Source organism: Mucilaginibacter sp. GW822-FHT03E02 (assembly GCF_058801545.1).
In genome coordinates this window covers 385,536-407,349 of sequence record NZ_JBXANJ010000001.1, presented here as the reverse complement: position 1 = coordinate 407,349, position 21,814 = coordinate 385,536, and the positions used below count along the sequence as shown (strand labels likewise).

Annotated in this window: 16 protein-coding genes; 11 read left to right on the top strand and 5 right to left on the bottom strand. The window is 44.5% G+C overall.

Annotation, left to right across the window (positions count from 1 at the left end):
• Positions 1-16: 16 nt before the first annotated feature.
• The 5 genes from AC1RM2_RS01400 to AC1RM2_RS01380 all read right to left on the bottom strand — a co-directional run bounded on the left by AC1RM2_RS01400 (position 17) and on the right by AC1RM2_RS01380 (position 7,748).
• Complete coding sequence (locus tag AC1RM2_RS01400) at positions 17-4,435, bottom strand: hypothetical protein (protein ID WP_492982653.1); 4,419 nt, start codon at positions 4,433-4,435, stop codon at positions 17-19.
• Positions 4,428-5,501 (bottom strand): ComEC/Rec2 family competence protein, encoded by a 1,074-nt coding sequence (locus AC1RM2_RS01395; protein WP_492982651.1) that lies wholly within the window; start codon positions 5,499-5,501, stop codon positions 4,428-4,430. The genes AC1RM2_RS01400 and AC1RM2_RS01395 overlap by 8 nt, the downstream gene beginning before the upstream one ends.
• A gap of 219 nt (positions 5,502-5,720) precedes the next feature.
• Complete coding sequence (locus AC1RM2_RS01390; RefSeq protein ID WP_492982649.1) at positions 5,721-6,746, bottom strand: DUF4407 domain-containing protein; 1,026 nt, start codon at positions 6,744-6,746, stop codon at positions 5,721-5,723.
• A 22-nt stretch (positions 6,747-6,768) separates the two neighbouring features.
• A complete protein-coding gene (locus AC1RM2_RS01385; RefSeq protein WP_492982647.1) occupies positions 6,769-7,218 on the bottom strand; it encodes a hypothetical protein in 450 nt (149 codons plus the stop codon).
• A gap of 29 nt (positions 7,219-7,247) precedes the next feature.
• On the bottom strand, positions 7,248-7,748 hold the full coding sequence (locus AC1RM2_RS01380; RefSeq protein WP_492982645.1) for a hypothetical protein: 501 nt from the start codon (positions 7,746-7,748) through the stop codon (positions 7,248-7,250).
• A gap of 370 nt (positions 7,749-8,118) precedes the next feature.
• Between AC1RM2_RS01380 and AC1RM2_RS01375 the strand changes: the two genes are divergently transcribed.
• From AC1RM2_RS01375 to AC1RM2_RS01325, 11 genes are all read left to right on the top strand, one after another.
• Entirely contained in the window at positions 8,119-8,667 is a 549-nt protein-coding gene (locus AC1RM2_RS01375) for a hypothetical protein (protein ID WP_492982643.1), read from the top strand.
• A gap of 123 nt (positions 8,668-8,790) precedes the next feature.
• Positions 8,791-9,726, top strand: a complete 936-nt coding sequence (locus tag AC1RM2_RS01370; protein WP_492982641.1) for a substrate-binding periplasmic protein — start codon at positions 8,791-8,793, stop codon at positions 9,724-9,726.
• Positions 9,727-9,732: 6 nt separating this feature from the next.
• On the top strand, positions 9,733-10,410 hold the full coding sequence (locus AC1RM2_RS01365) for an amino acid ABC transporter permease (RefSeq protein ID WP_492982639.1): 678 nt from the start codon (positions 9,733-9,735) through the stop codon (positions 10,408-10,410).
• Positions 10,407-11,162, top strand: a complete 756-nt coding sequence (locus tag AC1RM2_RS01360; RefSeq protein WP_492982637.1) for an amino acid ABC transporter ATP-binding protein — start codon at positions 10,407-10,409, stop codon at positions 11,160-11,162. Before AC1RM2_RS01365 ends, AC1RM2_RS01360 begins: the two co-directional genes overlap by 4 nt.
• 24 nt (positions 11,163-11,186) lie before the next feature.
• Positions 11,187-13,952 carry a hypothetical protein gene (locus AC1RM2_RS01355; RefSeq protein WP_492982635.1) on the top strand — a complete coding sequence of 922 codons (2,766 nt, stop codon included), beginning with the start codon at positions 11,187-11,189 and terminating at the stop codon, positions 13,950-13,952.
• The gene (locus AC1RM2_RS01350) at positions 13,949-15,217 is read left to right on the top strand and encodes a hypothetical protein (RefSeq protein ID WP_492982633.1); all 1,269 of its coding nucleotides are present in this window, start codon (positions 13,949-13,951) and stop codon (positions 15,215-15,217) included. The genes AC1RM2_RS01355 and AC1RM2_RS01350 overlap by 4 nt, the downstream gene beginning before the upstream one ends.
• Entirely contained in the window at positions 15,214-17,088 is a 1,875-nt protein-coding gene (locus AC1RM2_RS01345; RefSeq protein WP_492982631.1) for a sigma 54-interacting transcriptional regulator, read from the top strand. Before AC1RM2_RS01350 ends, AC1RM2_RS01345 begins: the two co-directional genes overlap by 4 nt.
• Positions 17,063-17,776, top strand: coding sequence for a class I SAM-dependent methyltransferase (locus AC1RM2_RS01340; RefSeq protein ID WP_492982629.1), 714 nt, complete (start codon positions 17,063-17,065; stop codon positions 17,774-17,776). The genes AC1RM2_RS01345 and AC1RM2_RS01340 overlap by 26 nt, the downstream gene beginning before the upstream one ends.
• On the top strand, positions 17,764-19,146 hold the full coding sequence (locus tag AC1RM2_RS01335; protein ID WP_492982627.1) for an aminotransferase class V-fold PLP-dependent enzyme: 1,383 nt from the start codon (positions 17,764-17,766) through the stop codon (positions 19,144-19,146). Before AC1RM2_RS01340 ends, AC1RM2_RS01335 begins: the two co-directional genes overlap by 13 nt.
• A gap of 422 nt (positions 19,147-19,568) precedes the next feature.
• A complete protein-coding gene (locus AC1RM2_RS01330) occupies positions 19,569-20,525 on the top strand; it encodes a TauD/TfdA family dioxygenase (protein WP_492982625.1) in 957 nt (318 codons plus the stop codon).
• Complete coding sequence (locus AC1RM2_RS01325; protein WP_492982623.1) at positions 20,500-21,810, top strand: M20/M25/M40 family metallo-hydrolase; 1,311 nt, start codon at positions 20,500-20,502, stop codon at positions 21,808-21,810. The genes AC1RM2_RS01330 and AC1RM2_RS01325 overlap by 26 nt, the downstream gene beginning before the upstream one ends.
• Positions 21,811-21,814 lie beyond the last annotated feature (4 nt).

The following is a 21,814-nucleotide window of genomic DNA, read 5'->3' as shown; positions in this document are numbered from 1 at the left end:
CTATTAAAAGTGTCTTTCAATGAAGGGAAATTATTTTAGGATTGTCAAAGTAGGCCGCCCCGCTGTAAGGTATCCTCGTGTCAGGGACCTGTGTATTGCCATGTTGTACACTGTTCCCGCGTTCGCCAAGCAAGGTCCAGCAAATTCGCAGGCCCCGTTTTTTCAAGGCAGCGAGCAACTCTTTTTTCCGCACTAACAGGCATGATTCCCTATCATAGATAATCGAAGGGTCAATACAGATCACCTCCCCCCGGTGTTTAAGCGCACCATCCTGCTCAGTATATTCCAGCCCCATAAGTTCCATCAGCATGGCCGCAGGCTTCAACATATTCGTATTTTTATCGCGCGAATTATCGTTGGAGGAGTCCCACATGTATTCAACAGCGGTAGTCATTACCTCCCATCTGCTTTGGTGCGTTATCTGATCGAATACAATTTCCCATCCCTCTGCATTTTGCCCATTTGACAATTCATCCCCTGCCGCCGGTGCCCAAAAATACTCCCGGCTAAACAGTTCATAGTTGCTGCGCGCCTCGGGCATCCAGCGGCCCATAAAATCCTGACCAGCAGCCCAACTGGCAAACGCGTGTGCGTCTTTATCAGCAACTAAATAGCTCCTGAGCTGGAGCCATATTTCCTGCGGCTGAACGCTATCGGGAGGCGACAAGTTTTCCCAGACAGTCGAGGCCTGTAACACATACCACTCATCACCGCCTGAATCGGTGGTAGAAATCAGCGGCTCGATCTCGGGCGCTTTTGATTTCGTCCGTAAAAACTCATCGAGTTCGGGAAAGAAAGCGTGCTTTTTAAGATCGCTGAACCAGAAATCAGTGGAAACAGATGGTCGATTTTTTAACAGTGTCGGATCGATATTGCGGACAAATGGTTCCCAGGGCCCATTGTATTTGCCGGGAGGGCCTTCTTTTAATGTGTTAACGGACTTGAACTGTTCGTTGTCTGCCAACCTGGCGAGCAACTCATAAAGTGCTATCCACTGGTATTTTTTTCCGATACGTTCCAGCCGGTGCTCAAAACGACCGGCGTTCCGGTTGACATCGCGACTGTCGAAGCGCCCATGTTTATCGGGCTGATAAGCGTAATCATCCACGATTATTTTTACGGCCAAATTACTCAATCCATTTTCATCGACATTAGGCCAATGCCGAACCGCGCTGCCAAATACATAACGTCCGAAATCACCATAGCGGCTAGTACCGCGACCATATTCGGTTACCATCGACTGTTTGATCAGCTTTAAACCCTGTTCTTCATTCCCCATTCTATCGATTTCGCTATTTGAAGGAAAGGTGGCCGGCAATGGCTCGCTGCGGTAGGGCGGACGAACTGCATCCATTTCGAAATCAAAGCCGACCCCTCTGGTATGTGCCCATTCGATTGCTTCCCTGGCATAATCGCGCAGAAGAATGTCGGGTGCCACCAACGCTTCTGAAAACACCTGCTGGTAAATACACTTTCCAAGCAAATGCAAATCATCCTTGTTTGTGTTCCGGACGGCACACCCATAAGCGACTGCGAATAAGCGCTGACGTATATAGGGGTCATTCACCTTTTCGAAAGATACCAGCAAATCGGCCACAAGTTTTAAATTCGGGTAGAGCATTCGGATCAGGCCCTTAGTTGCGTCATCGCGCAAACCTCGGTTAGTGCTGCACAGAAACCAACCCATGATTTTGGCATAAAGCGGCATGGACCGTTGGTTTTTAAAGTTCATTTGCTGAAAAGCCAAGGAGACCAATGCAGCTACGGGCGTGGTATCATATCCGGCATTGTAGCTAAAATGTAAATAAACCGTCCAAATCGCATCCCTATCCGCCATCGAAAAGCCCATTAGAAACTCATGAAAGTAATCTGCATTAAAGTGTAGACCCGGCAAATAGGAGAACGGTAGGATGGCGTTCCAAAATTCTTCCCTTAATCTTTGGTCGGAAAGGATCTCGTCTTTCAGGTAATTCATCACCCCCTGTGACACTTGTCCTTGTTTGTTTTTTGCCAGTCCGATAATGAAAGACTGTTTGGAGCCCCGGTAACCGTGTATTGTCGGCGCGATATCAAAAAGGTCAAGATTGAATTGCTCCTTCACTTGCTGCGTTATTGCTTCCAATAAACCACTGTTCACATCTACCTTTTGCATATTATCGAATAGCTTGGCAAGGTCACTCCCTGGAAGAAAATGTTCCTGTAAGTCGGTTGCTTTGATGCCTTTTAGCAAGAGTTTAGCTTTCAAGTGGTCACCAAATTTTTCATAAGAAAAGTCAAGGACCGGCTCATCATGAATCGTATCGTCAAAGTTCTCATAAAAAATTTCCTCGTCGATGAGTCCATTAATAAAGCCCTTTTTGTCAAGATAGGGGCTGACAATGGTTTCTGTCAGTTGGAAGGCCTTTGTATAGGCTAAATTTTTAACATTCCTGGCTAACATTACCTCTACGAATGCATCCACAGACCTTTTGACCAGGTTAATCCGGTCTGCTCGGTAGTTGAATTTGCCGGGATCAGCCAGTTGGTCGTTAACATAAGCCATGAACTGGTCAAAGATCCAGCATATCCCTGCAGACGAATTGATTGTGCCTTCGAAACTCGCTCCGGAAAAGGATTGGCAGAAAAGTTTTAAAAAGAGCGGGTTTTTAAAGTTGTCGATAAAGGTATCGTCGACGACTGGGGAAATATGGTAGAGCCCAAAGAAATATATCATCGCCTGCCGCTCAAGGCCCAAAAAGCCGTGGTGCTCCCTTTCTGTGACCGCTATGAAATCAAAGGAGCGGAATAAAGCCCTTTTAAATGAACTTCGGTAGCTGAGAACCAGCCTGATCCATGGATAATTACCAACCGTGTTTATAAAGTCCCTTAAATTGTTTGGCCAGATATTTAATCCCTGGCCTTCATTAAGCGCGTCAATAAACAAAATGGCCCGGTGGCCCCGCAGCTGGCCTTTTTGGTTCAATGCATTCAAAAATTCTTCTTTGGTGCACTGCAAACCTAGGTCGAGCAGTACCTGTGCCCAGGGATCGCCGCTTTTGGTTAGTCGCTGGCCAAGAACAAGAACAGAAGGCAATCCTTCGAACATGCGCTGGTTGGCTGTGTAAGCCAGTAACTGCGATTTACCGTTCCCGGCAGGACCGCTGATCAGCAGACAGCGGCCGTTTAACAGTTCGCGCCAGCGGGTTATATAGGTTCTTAGGTTGTCTGTCTGTGCGGTAATTTGAAGCATGTAACGTGCAAGATCATCGAACGAGCGCCTGTCACCATCCTGTACCGCATATTTCTGCTTTTCTGAAATATCACTGGAAATAGCATTCAATAGCAAAGCGGCGCGGTCAAATTTGCTCAGCGCACTTAACAAAGTTTTGAAGAGCAGTGGTGCTGTCCCCGTCCATTCCAACGCTTTGTAGTTTGTACGGATACTTGCATAACCCTTGTTAACATCGGCTATCGCCTTAGCAACGGTAATATCGTTAGTTAACTTAAAATATTGGGCTTCCGCTAATATGTGCCCGTATGTGCGATAAATAAATGCGCTATTGTTCGGGTTGCCGTTATAGGTTTCTTCGAGTTTCGCGAAAACAAATTGAAAACCTGTAACAGACCTTTCGGTCCTTCCTATCATGTCCAGTTCTTCCTGTAAACTTACCGGATAGTTATCATTAGGTGTAAACCTCGGCCCCAGGTTCCTTGAGGCCCTTTCTAACTGTTTTCGGAACCATTGATGCGGTAATAGACTCTCTACTTCGAAATGGTAGCGGACAAGGTTGGGAAACAAATTCTTCCTGATGGTTTCAGCTGCAATACATAAAAAACGGCCAAAATCACTTTGGTGTTCAATAACGATCCCGTAACAGTAAACCTCCTCCTGAATATTGATACAAACCCCGCTACCGGAGACGCCTTTAACCAGATCTTTCGGTTCATATTGAAGCTGGTGGCTGAAATTATCATCCGAACGAATATGAAACAAACCCGGCTCTTCATCGCGCTGGTCCAGCATACCGCCTAACGTTCTTGCAAAATCATTGTTTACGCTGATAGGATAGCCCCTGAAACTACAGTCCACCCTTTCTTGCTGCACCTCCATAAATTTAAGGGTTGGAAGTTCACCGGTCTTTTCGCCGATCTCATTTTTTTTGATGCGCAATACGGCAACATCCGAGCCATCAGGACAATAAAAAAGTTCAGCCGCTTCCTTCAATTGGTAGGACTCCCAGCGGCGGCCGTCCACATATAACTTGTCGATCAGGATATCGGTTGCCACAGCACCATTGGAGAAATCTTTTCCAAAAATGCAATGTTTAGCAGTAAGTACGTAGCAGTGATCTTCATTCTCCGACGGCCAGTAGATGATTCCGCTGCCCACAATTTTCTGGCAATTGACACGCACTGTCAGCTTTTTTATTTTCACATCAAAGGAAAGGTCATTCATGGGGTATGGCTAAATAAGGTTCAATTCTTTCAGGAAATATACATTTGAAATCCCTGCCCGCCAGCGCCTCAGCATCCACGTCAAACAGATGGTCATAGCGGCTGGATTCGTAATTGAAATAAAAGCGTAAGGGCCTGTCAACCGGTCTCCCTGCAATAATCTTGGCCAGTACTTCCTTATTGGGCAGTTTATGGCCATTTATGCCATTACTGCAAATGATGTAATTTTCACAATCGATCAACTCCATCATCTCACCATTAAAGTTATTGATACTGCCATGGTGGGCGAGTTTCACAAAATCCACCTTCAACTTTTCCACCCTGCGCTGCGCCAATAATTCCCTGAGCGCAGCCATAATGATGGAAGGAAAAGCGTCGCCCAGCATCAGTAGCGAACAGCCGCCGTATTCCAGCAGAAAAGCTATACTGCTCCGGTTAGTCGTATCGCGCATATTTTCCGTTCGGTCGACAATTGCGGCCAGTTCGGCTATCGTTGTTTTATCGTCATCATAAAGTTCAGATCCAGCCTGACCGGACATCATCTTTTGGCGGTAGGCATCCTCTTCTATAACCCAGTCGCGTTCCAACTGCCGATAAGCGGCACGGTCAGGTGAAAGGACTGTAACGATGGCACCATCGAGGTCGTACGGCGCCATCTCATTGGTCACCTCCCGCAAAACACCGGAACAACCGATGCCGGAAAGTGCATCCCGAAGCTTTATTGCATTGGTATAACCAACCTGCTCGGTGTCTGGAGCGAGGTTGAAGTCACCAAAAAAATTGAACCATAAAGTGTGTAACAGTTTTGCCCGCAAGCCTTTGCCTGCCGTGCAGATGTATTTGTAAGCACCGTTTATATGGTCCGCATCCAAATGCGTCAGTACCCAGAGGTCAATTTGTTGCCCTTCAGGAATTTCATCCCGGAATACACGAAAAAGTATCCGCGAATAAGTTGTTACGTAGCCACTGTCTACCCAGACCCTGCGAACAGCCCCTGATTTGCCTATAAATCCGATACTGATGGCATCGCCGCAGCCGGCCTGGTATATTTTTAATTGGAGTTTCAAGACGGTTTAGATAATTAGAAGATAAAACTAACAAATATTATCACATATCAGTGAATTCGCAAAGTAAATAAGGCCTTGAGATAATATACGAACAAGCTGGTTATTGTATCGCACAAGTAATACAAGGCCGTTAAAATATGTTAAGTGAGTTGAACAAACAAAATAAAAAAAGGAAGCACTTTTGGCACTTCCTTTTTCTGGCAGATCGTAGCGTAATATTTATTGAAAACTCAACATTGCTTCCGATGTTCTCTTTTGAATGCCAATTTTTTCGATATCCTTACGGAAATGCTCGTTTAACCTATTTTTATGGCTTTCCTGTTGCAGGATAACCATATGTTCATAGTCGTTGGAGTCCTTTCCCGACTTGCTCAGTAACACGAAAACTTCGACTCCCAAAAAAAAGCATAGAAAAGAAAAATAGACGATCATTGGTATTTTGGAATTAGACTCAACGAATATGAAGGTGAACAGTAAATCCAGTTCGTTAAGAAAACCTTTATTTTCGGGTTTTACCTTTTTGATCATCGCCAGCTGCTGGGCTGTCACGGAATCGTCGATCACGGTTATCGCTGTCGTATTTGCCTTTATAGTTGTCTCGTTCGCACTTTCTTCATCCTTGATCAGCTTAAGTGCTGGATTGGGATTGACTTTGGTTTGGGTGGTCACAATATTATCTGCGCCTTTTGTTGTAGTGATTGAGAACGGTTGGGTGCGGCGCTCTTTTTTGAATTGTTGCTCCAGGTCTGTGTTTTGGCTTTCCAGATACTGGTTATTTTCGATCAACCGTTGTTTTTTTTGCGTGTTGTCGGCCTTGTAATCATCAAAATGCTTTTGCAAGGAAATGTTATAATTCTTATTGTTCGCCTTCAGGTTGTCGATATCTTGCCTGAATACGATCTGGTCAATTATAACTGAACCGATGGCGGCCATCAGCACTGCGATAAATACCCTAAAAAAGGCCAGCTTCCAATTCAGCTTAAATGCGAGGATGATTTGCCTTTCGATCTGAATCACAACGACCACCATGATAATGGCGCCGATCGAACTGCCAACCGGCCCCAGCTCGATGTACCGGCTGCAAAAAGAATAGCCGATAAATGCCCAGACAATAGAAATAATGATGAGCGCGGAAGTGTACCGTGCCACAGCCGCCCGGCTGTTGGCGCTGCATTCGGCGAGCAGCCGCCGCTCATATCCGGTCAGAAAACAGCCGGATATGAGCCAATAGCTAATGATTTCCATAAATTTAAGGTTTTCGAGGGGGTTAAAATTTTTCGTTATAGGCGCGCAGCCCGTTATTGAACCCGATCTGGTAACTCAACAACACATAGTGCAGCTTTCTTTCCAACACTACTTCGTCGTTCAGGAATTCGTTCATGATTTCCCGCATGTGGACGTGCTCATCGCGTTTAGTTTCATATGGTGCGGCTGAATTAACCATTCCATATCTTGTGTAATTAATGATGACTTCGTCAAACTGGCCGATCTTACCTTTCAGATAAGGCAGGCGATGTTCTATTAAGCTTTTAAAGCCGGCAGTGATCTTTTCAATGTTTAAGTTACGATGAAGAAGATCAGGATTGTTTGCCGCATCGATCATACCCAGGCCTTCAAGGGACTGGTTACAATAATCAAAAATTTCCTGCTTGATGGTTTCTAAAGTAACGCTGGAGGAATTTCCAGCATCACTTGCGGTTTTGTAAGTCGTTTCCATTTTTTTTTGTTTTATGTTTAATTTAAAAGTTAAGAAATCAAAGAATCATAAGGGGTAGATATACCCAGGTCTACGCCCATAAATGCGATTATTATTTTAGCTGCTACTTCGGAATCAGTAATGGTGCTTTCCATTAAAAAGTAGCGCGCTGCTGAGCGGCCATATGCTTTTGTTAAGGTATAGTTAAGTGTTGCATTGGTAGCTGCACTAACAGCGACTGATGCTCCGAATGTTGGAATTGCAAGGATCCAGCCGATCACCGTTGAGGCAATTTTAGTACCGGCGAAAAATATCCCAGCCCCAGTTGTTACTGACATTACGATCTTCCGCAACTTCTGCTGCTCTAATTTATGGCCGCTTTGCGCAGCAAGGGTTATAGTCATTGCTATCCACACGGGTGCGATAGCGAATACATCCATCCCCGGTGCAAATATTTCCCCTGGAACACCAATAACGCCAAGGCCGGTCGCACAATTGTTAACGGTATTCTGCATTGGCTGAGGAATTGCTGTGTTTTTATAACTTTTCATCTTTTCAAATTATTTAGTTAATAGCTTGTTAATTAGATAGTGTTAGACAAACACAGTGCCCTGTTAAATTGAACACATTTTGAGGCAGTGACTTTGATGGGAGAAAGGGTCTAAAATTTCGTTTAGGTTTAAAAACACCTCCTCAGAAAGCAATAAAAGGGAGAATACTTAGCTAGAAATAAATAAAACTATTTTTTGTAAAGAACTGTCACATAGAAGTTAAACACCAAAAGTATGCCCGATTTGCAATAACTTTTTTATAACGTTTTTCAAAACGTTTTTTGTTATATTATTTCGCTATTAAATTATATATTGCAGCGGGAGCCTTTTTAGCAGTTTCCCAATCTAAAACTTTTTGCAGCCTAACACCATGTCCAGATCTTACATTATCGTGCCCGCCGTTATATATGGAGTGGGATGGGCCATCTGCGCGAACCATCCTTACTGGGGTTTTATGTGGCTGCTCATTGCCGGCGTTATTGCTGGCATCGCTTTAGGTTTTGAAAGCTTTATAAAAAATATGCTGATCGCTTTCGGGGTTTATGCGGTCATGAACCTGATCGCCCTTATTCCCGGTATCGGGGAGTTGGTTGACGGTATCGTGCTCCTGGTCGTCACGATCCTTAAACTAAGAACGATCTTCCGGAATTTCTGGCTCATCCTGATCGGTTTCGGTTGTTATTTCGTGCTATTTTATTTTCCTCATTCCATCCATCATTCTATTTCCGGCGGCTCGCCTGATTTAGGTTATCGTATTGTCGATGCCACCATCGGTGGCAGCATTATGGCCTTTCTTTTTTACCTACTGGAAAGTATGGGATACGATGGAAAAAGGATATACCTATTTACCATAGGCCTGCCGGGCGTTCTCTTTCTGATCAACTACGGAAAGGGTGTCCTCATGAAATTAGGTGAATAAGAGTGACACTTCAAAAACGTTTTTATAACGTTTTTGACAACATGTACTAAAAAAAGGATATTAATATAATAAACACTTGAAAACTAACTCAATAACGATAAGGCATAAGTCTTGTATTAGCGCATGAAAATCAAAATCACTATTATCATGGAAACGCTTAAAAAAATCCGCAGACTGTCCCGCGGACTCAGACCCTTATTGCTGTTCGCGCAACTCATCCTTTTGATATTCCTGGTCGTCCAGTCCGGTTGCACGGACAAAACAGCTACTGCAACGTCGGAAGGGACACTCGAAAAAGTAGAACGCACCAAGGAATTGAACGTCGGCTATTTTATTCTTGAGCCATCTATTATGGAAGACCCCAACACTGGGGCCAAAACAGGCATCTTCGTTGACCTCATCGAGTCGATGGGCAAATCGCTCGGGATAAAAGTGATCTATCACAAGATCGATCTGGCCAATTTCGCTGCGGGCTTACAATCAAAACAATTCGACTTATGTATAGGGGCCACGTTTGCGACGCCAAAGAGGGCTGCGGCAGTATTATTTACAAGGCCACTATTTTATTCGGGGTATACAGGTGTGGGGAAAAAAGGCACGGCGAAGAAATTCACGAGCTGGTCGCAGATCGATGCGGAAGGTTTGCGTGTTGCAGTAAAACAGGGCAGTGCTATCGACGACTACGTAGCAGCCAATTTCAAGCATGCAAAAGTTATTAGATTGGCGGGTGCCGACCTTACTTTACCGCTTGCGGCTGTATCTTCGGGACAGGCTGATGTAGGCCTGATGAACCAACAAACGGTTTATACCTATTTACGCGCACACCCTGAATTGGAGGAAGTACTTGCCGATCAGCCGGCGGTTCCGACAAATTTTTCCTGGGCAGTGCGCCCGGATGACTTACGTTGGTTGAATTTTATAAATACGTGCCTGGAATACTCGGAAAACACAGGAGAAATGTACAGGTTCGAAAAAAAATATGGTATTCCGTTGTTACACGCTAAAATGCAATTGGGATATCCGCCTGACCAGGTGGCAATTATTGGCAAAGCAAAATAAGGAATTATGTATCAATGGCATTGGGATCTGATTTGGCATTATCGGCAAGCGCTGCTTGAGGCCGCTTGGGTAACTCTGTGGCTGAATGTGCTGATCATAATCATTGGTAGCCTGACGGGCGTCATCTTCGCTGCACTTAGCCTCTCGTCATCTGTCGTGGCACGCTGGGTAGCCAGGGTATATAATGATATCTTTCGTACGCTTCCGGTGCTGGTTATGCTGGTTTGGTTCTTTTTTTGCGTACCAGTGATCACGGGCCTGCAACTTAACCCGGTCACATGCGCGGTGATTGTTTTATCGCTTAACCTTTCGGCATTTATGTCGGAGATCGTCCGCGCTGGCATTGAAAGCATACCCAAACACCAGAGTGAAGCAGCAAGGATAATGGGCTTTTCCGACCGGCAAATATTTACCTATATAACGCTGCCGGTGGCACTGCGTAATATGGTCCCGCCAATTGTTGGGCAATATATTAATACAATCAAGTTATCGGTGTTGGCTTCCGTTATTTCTGTTCCTGAACTTTTATTTAGGACAACGGACCTTATCAGTCAAACCTACAGGCCGCTGGAGTTTTATACGGCATTGGCTGTTATTTATTTGGTACTGTTGCTGCCACTGACCATGTGGTCGCGACGCCTTGAAAATAAACAATTTGTTAAAAGTAAATCATCCTTAGCATGAGCGTAGTGCTTGAACATATTACAGCCATTGATTTGCAGCAGGTGACGCGGAGGTTTGGAACAAGAGGGCTTGGGCCTGTCGACCTGTCGCTCGAAAAAGGAAACTGTTGTGCCGTAATTGGAGCAAACGGCTCCGGCAAAACGACTTTGCTTCGTTGTTTGAGCCTGCTGGAACCACTCGACTCCGGTGCCGTACATATCGGAGATTGTACCTGGTCTGAAAAAACACATGCTTCAATTGAGCTGCGCACCAAATTGGCCAAAACGTTAGGCTTCGTTTTTCAGAACCCCGAGCCATGGCCGCATTTAACGGTAATGGAGAACCTGACGCTGCCATTAGTAAAGATCCTGGGGCTGCACAAGCGGGAGGCGGAGGCAAATGCTGAATTGGTGCTTGAGCGCTTCGGTTTGTCCGGGCGCGCTGACGAAATGCCGAACCATCTTTCCGGAGGCTTGCGGCAGCGTGTTGCCATGGCACGGACCGTGGCAATGCAGCCGGATGTATTGGTGCTGGACGAACCTACATCTGCCCTGGACCCGATGTGGACCGAATGGATGGCCGATTTCGTCAATTCGTATAAGGCAGACAATAAAACGGTATTGGTAGTCAGCCATCAAATGGGTTTTGTGCGCAGGGTGGCCGACAAAGTGATCTACATGGAGGACGGACTGATCAAAGAATGCGGCGGGGTCATGCCAATGCTGGATAGCCCTGTTGATCCGGGCTTGCAAAGATTTCTGATGAATATTTAAAATCTTATATACCTAAACTTATAAATGAAATCAGAAAAAGCAAGAGCCAGGCAAAGACATTGGCGAGCGTTTTACTCCGAAAAAAAGGAAAACAACGAGGGCTATCCGTTACAGGAAATGCTTAATGAACTGCATGACCGTAGTTTGGGTTATGCTTTTGGTGGGCCAACGAAAAGTTGGTGCGATCCAGTGGACCCTTTAAATGGACTTTCACTACCTGTCAATGCCGCTAACCCAGGCAGTGAGGCAAAGCATTTTACCGGTTGTCGAAAATATCAAACATGTAACCTGGTGCCAGTAGATCTGAAATGGAAGCCATGGGAACAAATGACGTTTTTGGAAAAGCAAGAAATGAAAAAGCTTTCCTGCTACCGGGCGACAAGAGGTCATTGGGACAATGATACGAACAGTCTGGTCGAAAATCCAGGAAGCTGGTGGGATGCTAATGCACTTGAATCACGTAACAGCAGCAATACTGATGCTCACTGGTACGCCAATCCGTTTGGTGTTAGAACAAAAAAAATCGGTGACATTCTTAATTTAGATAGTGGAAAATCTGACGAACACGATGATTTTTCAACGCATCGTGATGCAGCCCCCTGCAAGATAGGGGGCTGTCTTACGCCTGAAATGCAACGTGATATCTATTTTGAGCGGCTTTCAAAAGAGGACGAACTTTCGGGTACTGGCGAGCAAGAAAACCAGGCGGAGACAAGGCGGTTGAGCTTGCAGGAATCAATGGCATGCCCTTATTATTTTCGTCATACTGACGAGAGCCTGCGTTATGTTCGGCCAAACCCCCAGCGGTTTACCCAATGTTTTATCACTTTACCTGAAAACATTGAAATGTTAAGGGAAAAGCGCCTCATCGCCGCCGCCCCTATATTCCGAACCCTTGGTGATAACTTTTTAGATCATTCATCCTACTGGTATTCCTTTTACTCAGGTTTCTCGTTTTTACAATTCCCGCCAATTGAACCTACACAGGAAGGCTGGGATCAAATACCTTTTGCTTTGCGCTGGCAAGCAACAACAATATCGAGGCAAAATATCAATGTGACAACCAAGGAACCGCCCATAACCCATTTGTTCAGCTCTGTTAAAACCGGCGAGAATCTGAGTACTTATGAAAAACAATACCGCATGTTTTGTTATTCCGATGGATATACGAGCGTTATGCTGTTGCAATGGATAATTTGCAGGCGGCTAAAGGCGGCTTTAAAGAGAAGACAAAAAACATCTGATATAACAGGCCAGTTGGAATGGCTATTTGAGGCGGCTAGTAAAGATAATGGGCTACTTTCAAAACTTGAGGAACTAGGTTATGATCTAAAAAAAATGTTTTCATTGAAAGCAGATCAAAATAGCAATTATTACCGGACATCTACACTTGCAGAAGATCTTTATTTGCTCGGCTTGACTTATGAAGGGGGGAAACTTACCCGCAGGTTTAATTTTTGCATAAGTTGGCTTGCCTGCAGGTTTTCTACCGAACCCGCTATAAAATCAAGACTGGCCGAGGACTTAGGCAGAGAAAATTTTAAAGCTTTTTTTGATCCCCTTAGTCCTGGTATAAAGAATCTCTTAACTCGCAACAGGATGCAACAATTGCCTGCATTTTGCCAGTTATTAATTGATGCGCCTTTCTTGGATACGCACAATCAGTTTGTGTTTGATAACAATACCGGGCTTATCTCTTTCAAAGACCCGGACGCGGCGCATGAAGCGGTAATAAGGTACGAAACAAATATATTAATGAAGGTTTGTCAGCTTTTGCCTAAAGTCCATATTATTGTGCGCGCGTACGGTTCATCGCCCGTACGCTGGATTTTTATCCCTACCAGTTATGAGGCGGATACCGTCAGTGCTGTCACCGAAACACCAAAACCCGAAATATTTAGTGGTGCGATTCTGCTCGTCGAAGATGTTAACGGAAGTGCACTTTATGACTATGAGGTGCTAGAACGAAACGAAGATGTGGTTTTTGAGCGGCTAAAAAAGATAATGCCGTTATTGGTTAATGTTGTAGGGATAGAAGAAGAGAATATCCGTGAAAACCTTATCAAATCGCGCGCATTACTCGATTTTCATAAAAGAGAAGCCGGGCCAATGGGGCACTATCTAAAAAGCCTCAGAAGTGAGTTGGAAAAGCATGATGAAGAGGCGCTGGCTGTTGTTTACCATATGTTAAATTATCTTGAGAGGCGTTATCGGCTAATGGCCGAGATCAACAGTCATTTTCAGGAAACAAAAAAAGTTACATTTGATTGTGCAAAAGCAGCAACCGAGGCTAGAAAAAACGTATTGGATTTTTATAAGGCTATGCGTTTTAAAACTGAAAAGGATGTGACCATTCGTTTCGAAGTTTCCCGGCCTACTATAATGGCCCAGATCACTACAATCACGGGATATTACGACAAAGACGATGATGAATACGATGTAGATGTTTTTGATGATGTGAAAACTGCGGCAAATGATTTCAAGATTTTACTGGCCGACCTGTTATTTCAGCGAATCTCTATCGGTGAAACTTCTCTTGAGGTAACGCTGTCGGAACGCTTCGGTGATTACGGTGGCCCGCTCATTGATCTCACCGTTTTTATCGACGACGTTTTTCATAAACGAAATTTCTGGTCTTATCCTGCAGAGCCACTGGAATTCTGGCCATTTGGACGCGGGTTCCATTCTACTTTTTTAAGGGCAAAAAATCTTGGTGCGCCTTTCATGCAAGTAGGGAACGAGGGAAAACGAGGTTTTATTAAAATTTCATTTGAAGGAGGCGAATCATGAAAATATTCTATTTAGATGATTCTTCCAAATACAAAATCGTTTTGACAGAAGCGATTAAGCGGCTCGCCCAAAGAACTTCTTTCAACCTGGTTTTAGAACATTTAAAACCCGATGGGCACCCGGATGATTTTATGTTTTTTAGCGAACGTACCGGAGAGGCGGTATGTAAGTTGGAATATATGGATCACACTCAGGCAGGACCACGTATTTGTTATCGTAAAACAACGCTGGAAAGGTTAGCAAAAGAAAAAGAAGCCTTCTTTATTGTCGATGTTAATTTTGCATTCGACCCTTCGCCGAGTGGTATGGAATATTATGGACTATGGCTTTGTAAATTTCTTTTCGAAAATGGAATTTCTAAAAATCAAATGATCCTGCTAACGATATGGCCAGAACTTGGCCGCAAAGAATTTCTGAAGGACCAGGGTTTCTATTGGTGGGATCAATTCGATAAAAGAGATTTCAAGGTCGAAGATCCAAATACGGTGGACCGTTTCGTTTTTCGTCTCGGTTGGCCTGTAATTGAAAACTATTTGCGTTGGCAGAATATCGGTGACCAACTGATCGTAATAGGAGGGAATCGCTTTCATCTTGGTGAGCTTTTTCAACTATATAAAACAGGGGATGAAAGTGGTAAACAAAATGCATTAAGTGATGCACTTAAAGAACGGCTCAGGCACCTTGATAATGAATCGGCGGCCACCATTTACCGGATATTATACTATATGGAGCGGCGGCACTCACTCAATTCCATAAAAACTTTGGATTGCTATAGGGATAATAAAATCACTTTGGATTGCGTTTCTGCGGTTAAACAGGCGATCGAGGATGCCCACCTTTTTTACAAAGCAATTTATTTCGGTCATGTGCCTTCGTTTTCAATCCAGTTTTCGCCTGCCAAGCCACGCATTCCGATTCAAATATGGGGCAATATTGATGATGATAACAGGGATCTTAGCTTGTTGCTGACCGACCTTTTATTTCATTGTTTGTCGAATGATATAACATCGATTGAACTGATCATTACCATGAATACAGACCAGTCTACTCCTGCCCTGGTAGACATAATTGTGCGATTTCAATTTCCATTCGCAAAAGTCAAAGACGAATGCGGTGCGCCGGATACACAAACGGCACTAACTGCTAACCACTATTTTAGTTTTACTTTCCAAACTGCGTTGAGATTAGGTGCGAAAAATATGACAATAGCAGATCAGGACGGAATGGCTTGTTTGACCTTAACATTTGAAGGAGGGGCAACATGAAGATATATTATCTAGATGATTCGCCGGAATACAGAGAGGTGTTAAGGGGGGCGGTAAACAAAGTCTCACAGCAAACCTCATTGGTGCTTACTTTCGAATATTTACAACCGGAAGGGAAAAATGCTGACTTTATTTATTTTAATGAAAACAATGGGGAGCCTATAGTTGACTGGGATGTAATAGACCGGCTAGAGATTGGCTCGAGGCTTTGCTTTAAAAAATCGACGCTGGAGAACCTTGCAAAGGAGCCCGAAAATTTTTTTATTGTAGATATCAATTTCGCTCCAATGGATAGCCCCTTGCTCCAGCTGGATAAATATGGTCTGTGGATTTGTAAATTTTTGTGTGTGAACGGGTTGCCGAGTAGCCGGATCATGCTTATGACACGTTATGCCGACGAAGCCAGGAGAATGATAGGCTCAAATAAAGAACGATATTGGTGTGACCAGTTTGATAAAAAAGATTTTCCTACTGACGATCCCGAGACAATCGACAGGCTTTACCACAGGCTTGCGTGGCCGCTTCGTGAGAAGTACACATATGCTGCTTCTGTTTCTGCCGATGACTTACTTTCGAAAATAAATACCAGGGAACTTCGGGAACTTATGGAGACCGCAAAGCGCATGAAACTGGTGGGAGAAAGCCCCGAATTTTTAAGCAGCCTTATTTCGGCATACCGGTTTTCCAAGTCTTCAGCAAATGTTTTTATTTCGGGGGAAAGTGGTACGGGTAAGGAAAATATGGCAAAATTGATACACGCATTAAGCAACCGTTATAATAAGCCGTTTGAAACTGTTAATTGTCCGGCAGTTGCGGCTAACTTGATTGAATCAGAATTGTTTGGGCACGTCAAGGGGGCTTTTACCAATGCGATCAAGGACAAAGAGGGAAAATTCGAGCTAGCTGATGGCGGTACAATTTTTCTTGACGAAATTGCTGAAACCAGTCACGAAATGCAAGCCAAACTTCTTAGGACAACTCAACACCATGTAATCACAAGAGTGGGGGATGAAAAAGATATAAAGATCGATGTAAGGATCATTTCGGCTACGCATCAAAATCTCAGGCAACGCAATGAGGCGGGCCTGTTCCGGGAGGATCTGTTCCATCGGCTCACGGTATTGCTATTGCATCTTCCGACATTAAATGAAAGAGTAAGTGATATTCCTGTCTTGGTTGAATTTTTGGTTCCGGATATATGCAAAGAAGACAAAAATATAAAGGAGAAACATATTCCAAAAGATGTGGTTTTAGAACTAATGACATTAAACTACACAGGCGCAAATATCAGGGTTTTACGCAACCTGCTAACCAATTTACTCGTACACGGTGGTGATCCAGTGACTGTTCAGGACCTGCGCAATATACCACAGTTTAAGGAGCTGCAATTTCCTGCCCAGGTGGCTTTACAGCAGTCGGCGGGGGAAAGTCTTGACAAGCTGAATGAAGAGATTTGCAAGCGGCAACGGTTGAAATCGTTCATGTCAGCGTTTAAAAGCCTGATTAAAGAATATGATTCAAAGACAGATAATATCGAAGAACTACTTTTAATTGTTAATTTTGTATTTAAGTTGCTTGAAGACGCGATCTACCATCCATTTTCCTTCAACGGCACGGGTGACCAATATAAACGAGTTACGCTGGCGCTGATCAAAGAGCTAAAGCTCGAAAATGACTTGGAGATAACACGGAATTTCCGAAACTTGAGTCCAAGTATCGACCTCTCTAATTTAAACTACCATGAGCTCCTGAAAAAGGGTATCGGCAGCGCGAACCTGCAGGGTTCGGTTGATTTGATCGGGGGGTTGTTAAGAAAAGCAATTATTAACGGTTTAAGTATCAGACATGGCAATCGAAATAAAACAATATAATAGCATCACCAAAAAAGATTTCTTTTTTGTTGAGGAAGATAACTACGACGATCACGTCGAGTTGGCTATACCATTCTACCCGCAGATGCACGAAGAAATGGTAAAGTTTTTACCTTGCGGGAATCATTTACATGTGCTTGATTTGGGTACAGGTACAGGTAAAACAGCGTCATACGTATTAAACCATGCACCGGCATCGACACTTGTTGGCATAGACCTTTTCGAAGAAATGCTCGACAGAGCGCACGAACGTTTGCATGTTTACAGTAATCAGGTGCAGTTGATAAAGGGTGATTTCAGGACGGAAATTCTTGGTTATAACTATGATGCATGCGTAACAGCGCTATCTCTCCATCATTTGCTTCCTGCCGAAAAACGTACACTTTTCAGGCATATTTATGCGGCATTGAAGCCGGGAGGGATTTTCATTATGATAGACTGGACTAAGTTTTCCGGCAAAAGAGCACAGCAACTCGCCGAAGAAACTGCGTTATATCATGCCCGTCAGTCGGTTGATGAAGAAAGTATAGTCTTTAAATGGGCGCACCACTGGAAATATAAAAACATTCCGAATACGGTTGAGGAAATGCAGACCTGGCTGACCAATGCAGGATTTATCGATGTTGAATGTGTGTTCAGGTATTATGGTATAGGTATGATCGTAGCTGCACGGCCATGGAAAATGTGATCACAAAAAATGGTATTAACCTGTTAGGCGATGATTTGAATGTCCCTGTATGGGGTGGAGGCGACCGGAGATATATCAATTTGGATAATGCAGCAACGACACCGCCCTTTAGCGCGGTTTGGGACTTGTTGGGAAAGGTTATGCCTTTATATGGCAGTATCCATCGCGGCGCTGGCTACAAATCAGCTGTGTCAACACAAATATACGAAGACGCGGTGCGGCAGCTCTACCAGTTTACCGACAGCAACGACCACGACGATGTGTTGATATTCAGCTATAATACAACAGCTTGTATCAATCATCTTGAACGCAGGCTCGGGTTAACAGAAAATGATCTGGTCATTGTTGGGGAGAACGAGCATAGCAGCAATTTACTGCCTTGGCGCAAGAACGCCCGGAATATCACCTGTCGGTCTCTTCCGGAAGGTGTTATCGACTATGGGCATTTAGAGACCTTATTAAGACAGCATAAGCCGCGCCTTGTCGCGATATCCGGCGCATCAAATGTAACCGGTGTGCTGACTGATATTCACTTGGTGGCCAGACTGGCGCATTGCTATGGGGCCGAGATATTTGTGGATGCTTCACAACTGGTCGCCCACAGGCGCATTGTCAGAAAACCAAAAGACGATCCAGAACATATTGACTACCTGGCATTCTCGGGCCATAAAATGTACGCGCCATTTGGTTTGGGTGTCCTTGTCGCAAACAAACAACAGTTTGAAAAGGGCTGGCCGGATGTGGCCGGTGGCGGTACGATCAGCATAATCGATGACACCGATGTTATTTGGTCTGCGTTGCCTGCCCGGGAGTCGGGCGGCACACCGAATTTTCCCGGGGTAGTCGCGCTTGCAGAAGCCAGCCGACAACTCCAGGCTTTCGGTTATGACCAGATAAAGACACACGAACGCCTGCTTACAGTAGCCTTTCAAAAAAACGTTGCTGCACTACCGGGTATCAATGTCTTTCGGGGACTAAACAGTATGGACCACGAGCATCTGGCCATTTTTCCTTTTAGCGTCAATGGTTACCACCATTCCCTGATAGGCGCTTTTCTCGGTGTTGAGAAAGGTATTGGCGTGCGCACGGGGCACCTATGCCAATTCGCCCTTGTTAGCAAATTTCTTCATATTGGAACAGATGATAAAGCCCATATCAAGGAACAGCTTATAGTCGGCGACAAAAAAGGTATGTATGGCATTGTTAGGGCAAGCTGTGGCCTTGGAAATTCTGTGGAAGATATTAAAAAATTAGGGGAAGCCCTGGAAGCCCTGCTGGCACATGGCCCAAAGGCAAGTTACCGGCAACAAAATGATGGCGAATATTTAGCGGATGGTTGGCACCCAACAATCAGCACCATACACTCCTGAACGTTTCCAAAAACGTTTTAAAAAAGTAATTGCACTTTGCCTGATTTTTTTAACTGGCCAGAAAATACAATAAAAATTTAATTTTTTTTCTTTAATTATTGCGCATTATTGGTGCAATAATTTATCTATTCGGCTTATTATTTAATTAAAGGTTCATTATTCTTTAAAAATAAACTTAACGTCCCCTCCACGTTCTCTCCCTATTTAATTCGGGTTCGGTTTTTGAATTATCGAAGACAACTAACAATTAAACTGAACGGATATGAACGCTATAAACGCACCACCGCATTTGAATTTAAAAAAAGCTCCCGGCGTTAACTTTTTTGCACAAGGCGCCAGGAGCGGGTGAACCAGGGACAAAGTCCCGGGATCACTTGTAAAATTACATTTTAAACTTAAATAAGCTAAAAATTTTACAAGTAATGTTAAGTGATATTAAAAAGCAACAGGTCGCCTACCAGGTAGGCGACCTGATCAAGACAAAAAAGGTTAATGACAAATTAACGGTATTTGAAGTATTGCCTGCACTGTTGCAATTATTAAGAATTGCAACAATAACGGCTGCTGATATATCTGCGCCCTACCTGGTACGCGAGGTTTTTACCCGGATAATTCCGTACTCAATCATTGATAAATTGAAACAGGAATTGTTTTATGAATCGATGCCGGGTTTTATGATCCTTGAAGGCCTTACGGACGACCTTACCCAAACAAAGGAATTTCTCATCGGGCTAACATCGTTGGTTTCATTGCCAGTAGCTTATCCCGGTGAAGGCGAAATTGTCATCAAGATCAAGCCTTCAAAGACAGCTGCAAAAAACCCCTCATTTGCCAATGCATCCGAATTTTTTCTTCATACCGATTTAAGCTATTGTAAACTGCCGCCTGATGTCCTGACGATGATTTGTCGCCGGCCCGCCACAACCGGCGGCGGTGAGTCGCTGTTTGGGCGCTTGGAAGATATAATTACCGTGCTGCCCGATGCAATAATCAGGCAATTGATGGTTCCCGAGTACCGCTTTGCAGCTCCTGATCATTACCGCTCTGAAGACGATGGTAAAATGGGGTTAATGCCGGTAATCGTGTTATCTGATGCAGGTCCGAGGGTGAGGTTTCGCATGGATAAGATCACGGCGAAAACTGAAAAGGGCCGTGAGGCAGTGGAAATGTTTAATAAAGCAGCCCAGGATACTGTGATCCGCTACACCATGCCTAAAAACTCGGCCGTTTTAGTTAACCAGCAGTTTGTTATGCATGGCCGTACTGATTTTACACCAACCTTTGATGCCTTTGACCGCGAATTCCTGCGTTGCTACGGCACGCTTAATCCCTTGGCCTTTAATTCGATCAATCATGAAAACGGTGAAGTTTCCTTCTGAACTGCCACGACAGTATTTTAATTACCTAAAAAAGCTGGTCGGTTATCCGACCTGCTTTTGGCGGGATAACGTAATCGCTGACGCTATTGCTTTTTGCAGTGACGTAATGGAATTGCTTCCGGACCATTGGACAAACTATACCGACGAGGCGGGGAACCTGATCGTCTATAATCAGTTGGCCGATATCAGCAAGCCTATGTGTTTTTTATGCAGTCACGTAGATGTAGTCGGTGCCGAGGCATCCGCCTGGCAGACACCGCCTTTTACGGCGATTGAAACCTGCGAATATATCATTGGACGGGGGGCAAACGATTGTAAAGCAGGTACGGCGCTACAACTAACACTTGCCTGGCTACTTGCCGGAGAGGATAGCAGACATTATAACCTCGGCTTTGTTTTTATGTTCAGGGAGGAAGGGAACCGCGGAAAAACTTCATCGCTACTCAGGTTGGATGATTTGCCTTTAAGTGCGGCCGGTACCTATTTTATCACCCTTGAAAACACGGTCAGTCTGGCTGGCGAAAACGAATTTGAGCTTGGCGTCTATGACCGGGAACCCCACAACCTGTTTATTACCTGCTCAGGACTGCTTGAGGAGTTAGTGCATCCACTGAACAGTTTGGAGCGACTCGGCTGGAAACCAGTGCAGCTTTACCCCGAAATCGCCCCCCCAGAGGCGTGCCTGCGTACGACATTGCATAATAAACATCATGGCCATTCGGCGACATTAGTAGCCGCGTCAAACCCGTTAAAATCGATTATTGAAGAGCACTTTGCCAGTTGTGGTTCTATCAGCACCGGGCAAAAGGGAGAGGCCTCGGTTGTTAGTCCTTCGGTCCAAATATATAATGGCGATCCGGGGAGGCATGACCTGATTTATAACTACCGTGGTTTTGAACCTTTGAAACGGGTCAGACAAAAGCTTTCCTGGCTAAACCATAGAGAAACCTATGGATTTGAAAACGGTTTGGGTTCGAATCAAAGGGAGGCATTCAGAAGCTCATCAATTGCAGTGCGCCTGGCCCAATTTGCATCTAACAATACTGCTGTTTCTGTCCAAAGCAATCCGGGCCGCAGCGATGCGTCAGCAATTTGGAACAGCTGTACGACAAAACAAAAGGAGTTCGTCGTTCCGTTTGCGATGGGGCCAGGTTGCCGGACCCATACAGACATCCAAGGTATTCGACGGGCAACGCATGGGAACGACGAAGGTTTTTTTAAGCCGCTCGCCTTACCAATGCTTGAATTTTTCTTTAAATTAATAACCGACTTTAAAACATTGTAGAAGA

Excerpts from the sequence above, each read along its gene's own strand:
- AC1RM2_RS01400 (WP_492982653.1), bottom strand. The coding sequence starts at position 4,435 with ATGAATGACCTTTCCTTTGATGTGAAAATAAAAAAGCTGACAGTGCGT.
- AC1RM2_RS01390 (WP_492982649.1), bottom strand. The coding sequence starts at position 6,746 with ATGGAAATCATTAGCTATTGGCTCATATCCGGCTGTTTTCTGACCGGA.
- AC1RM2_RS01385 (WP_492982647.1), bottom strand. The coding sequence starts at position 7,218 with ATGGAAACGACTTACAAAACCGCAAGTGATGCTGGAAATTCCTCCAGC.
- AC1RM2_RS01380 (WP_492982645.1), bottom strand. The coding sequence starts at position 7,748 with ATGAAAAGTTATAAAAACACAGCAATTCCTCAGCCAATGCAGAATACC.
- AC1RM2_RS01375 (WP_492982643.1), top strand. The coding sequence starts at position 8,119 with ATGTCCAGATCTTACATTATCGTGCCCGCCGTTATATATGGAGTGGGA.
- AC1RM2_RS01370 (WP_492982641.1), top strand. The coding sequence starts at position 8,791 with ATGAAAATCAAAATCACTATTATCATGGAAACGCTTAAAAAAATCCGC.
- AC1RM2_RS01365 (WP_492982639.1), top strand. The coding sequence starts at position 9,733 with ATGTATCAATGGCATTGGGATCTGATTTGGCATTATCGGCAAGCGCTG.
- AC1RM2_RS01360 (WP_492982637.1), top strand. The coding sequence starts at position 10,407 with ATGAGCGTAGTGCTTGAACATATTACAGCCATTGATTTGCAGCAGGTG.
- AC1RM2_RS01355 (WP_492982635.1), top strand. The coding sequence starts at position 11,187 with ATGAAATCAGAAAAAGCAAGAGCCAGGCAAAGACATTGGCGAGCGTTT.
- AC1RM2_RS01350 (WP_492982633.1), top strand. The coding sequence starts at position 13,949 with ATGAAAATATTCTATTTAGATGATTCTTCCAAATACAAAATCGTTTTG.
- AC1RM2_RS01345 (WP_492982631.1), top strand. The coding sequence starts at position 15,214 with ATGAAGATATATTATCTAGATGATTCGCCGGAATACAGAGAGGTGTTA.
- AC1RM2_RS01340 (WP_492982629.1), top strand. The coding sequence starts at position 17,063 with ATGGCAATCGAAATAAAACAATATAATAGCATCACCAAAAAAGATTTC.
- AC1RM2_RS01335 (WP_492982627.1), top strand. The coding sequence starts at position 17,764 with ATGGAAAATGTGATCACAAAAAATGGTATTAACCTGTTAGGCGATGAT.
- AC1RM2_RS01330 (WP_492982625.1), top strand. The coding sequence starts at position 19,569 with ATGTTAAGTGATATTAAAAAGCAACAGGTCGCCTACCAGGTAGGCGAC.
- AC1RM2_RS01325 (WP_492982623.1), top strand. The coding sequence starts at position 20,500 with ATGAAAACGGTGAAGTTTCCTTCTGAACTGCCACGACAGTATTTTAAT.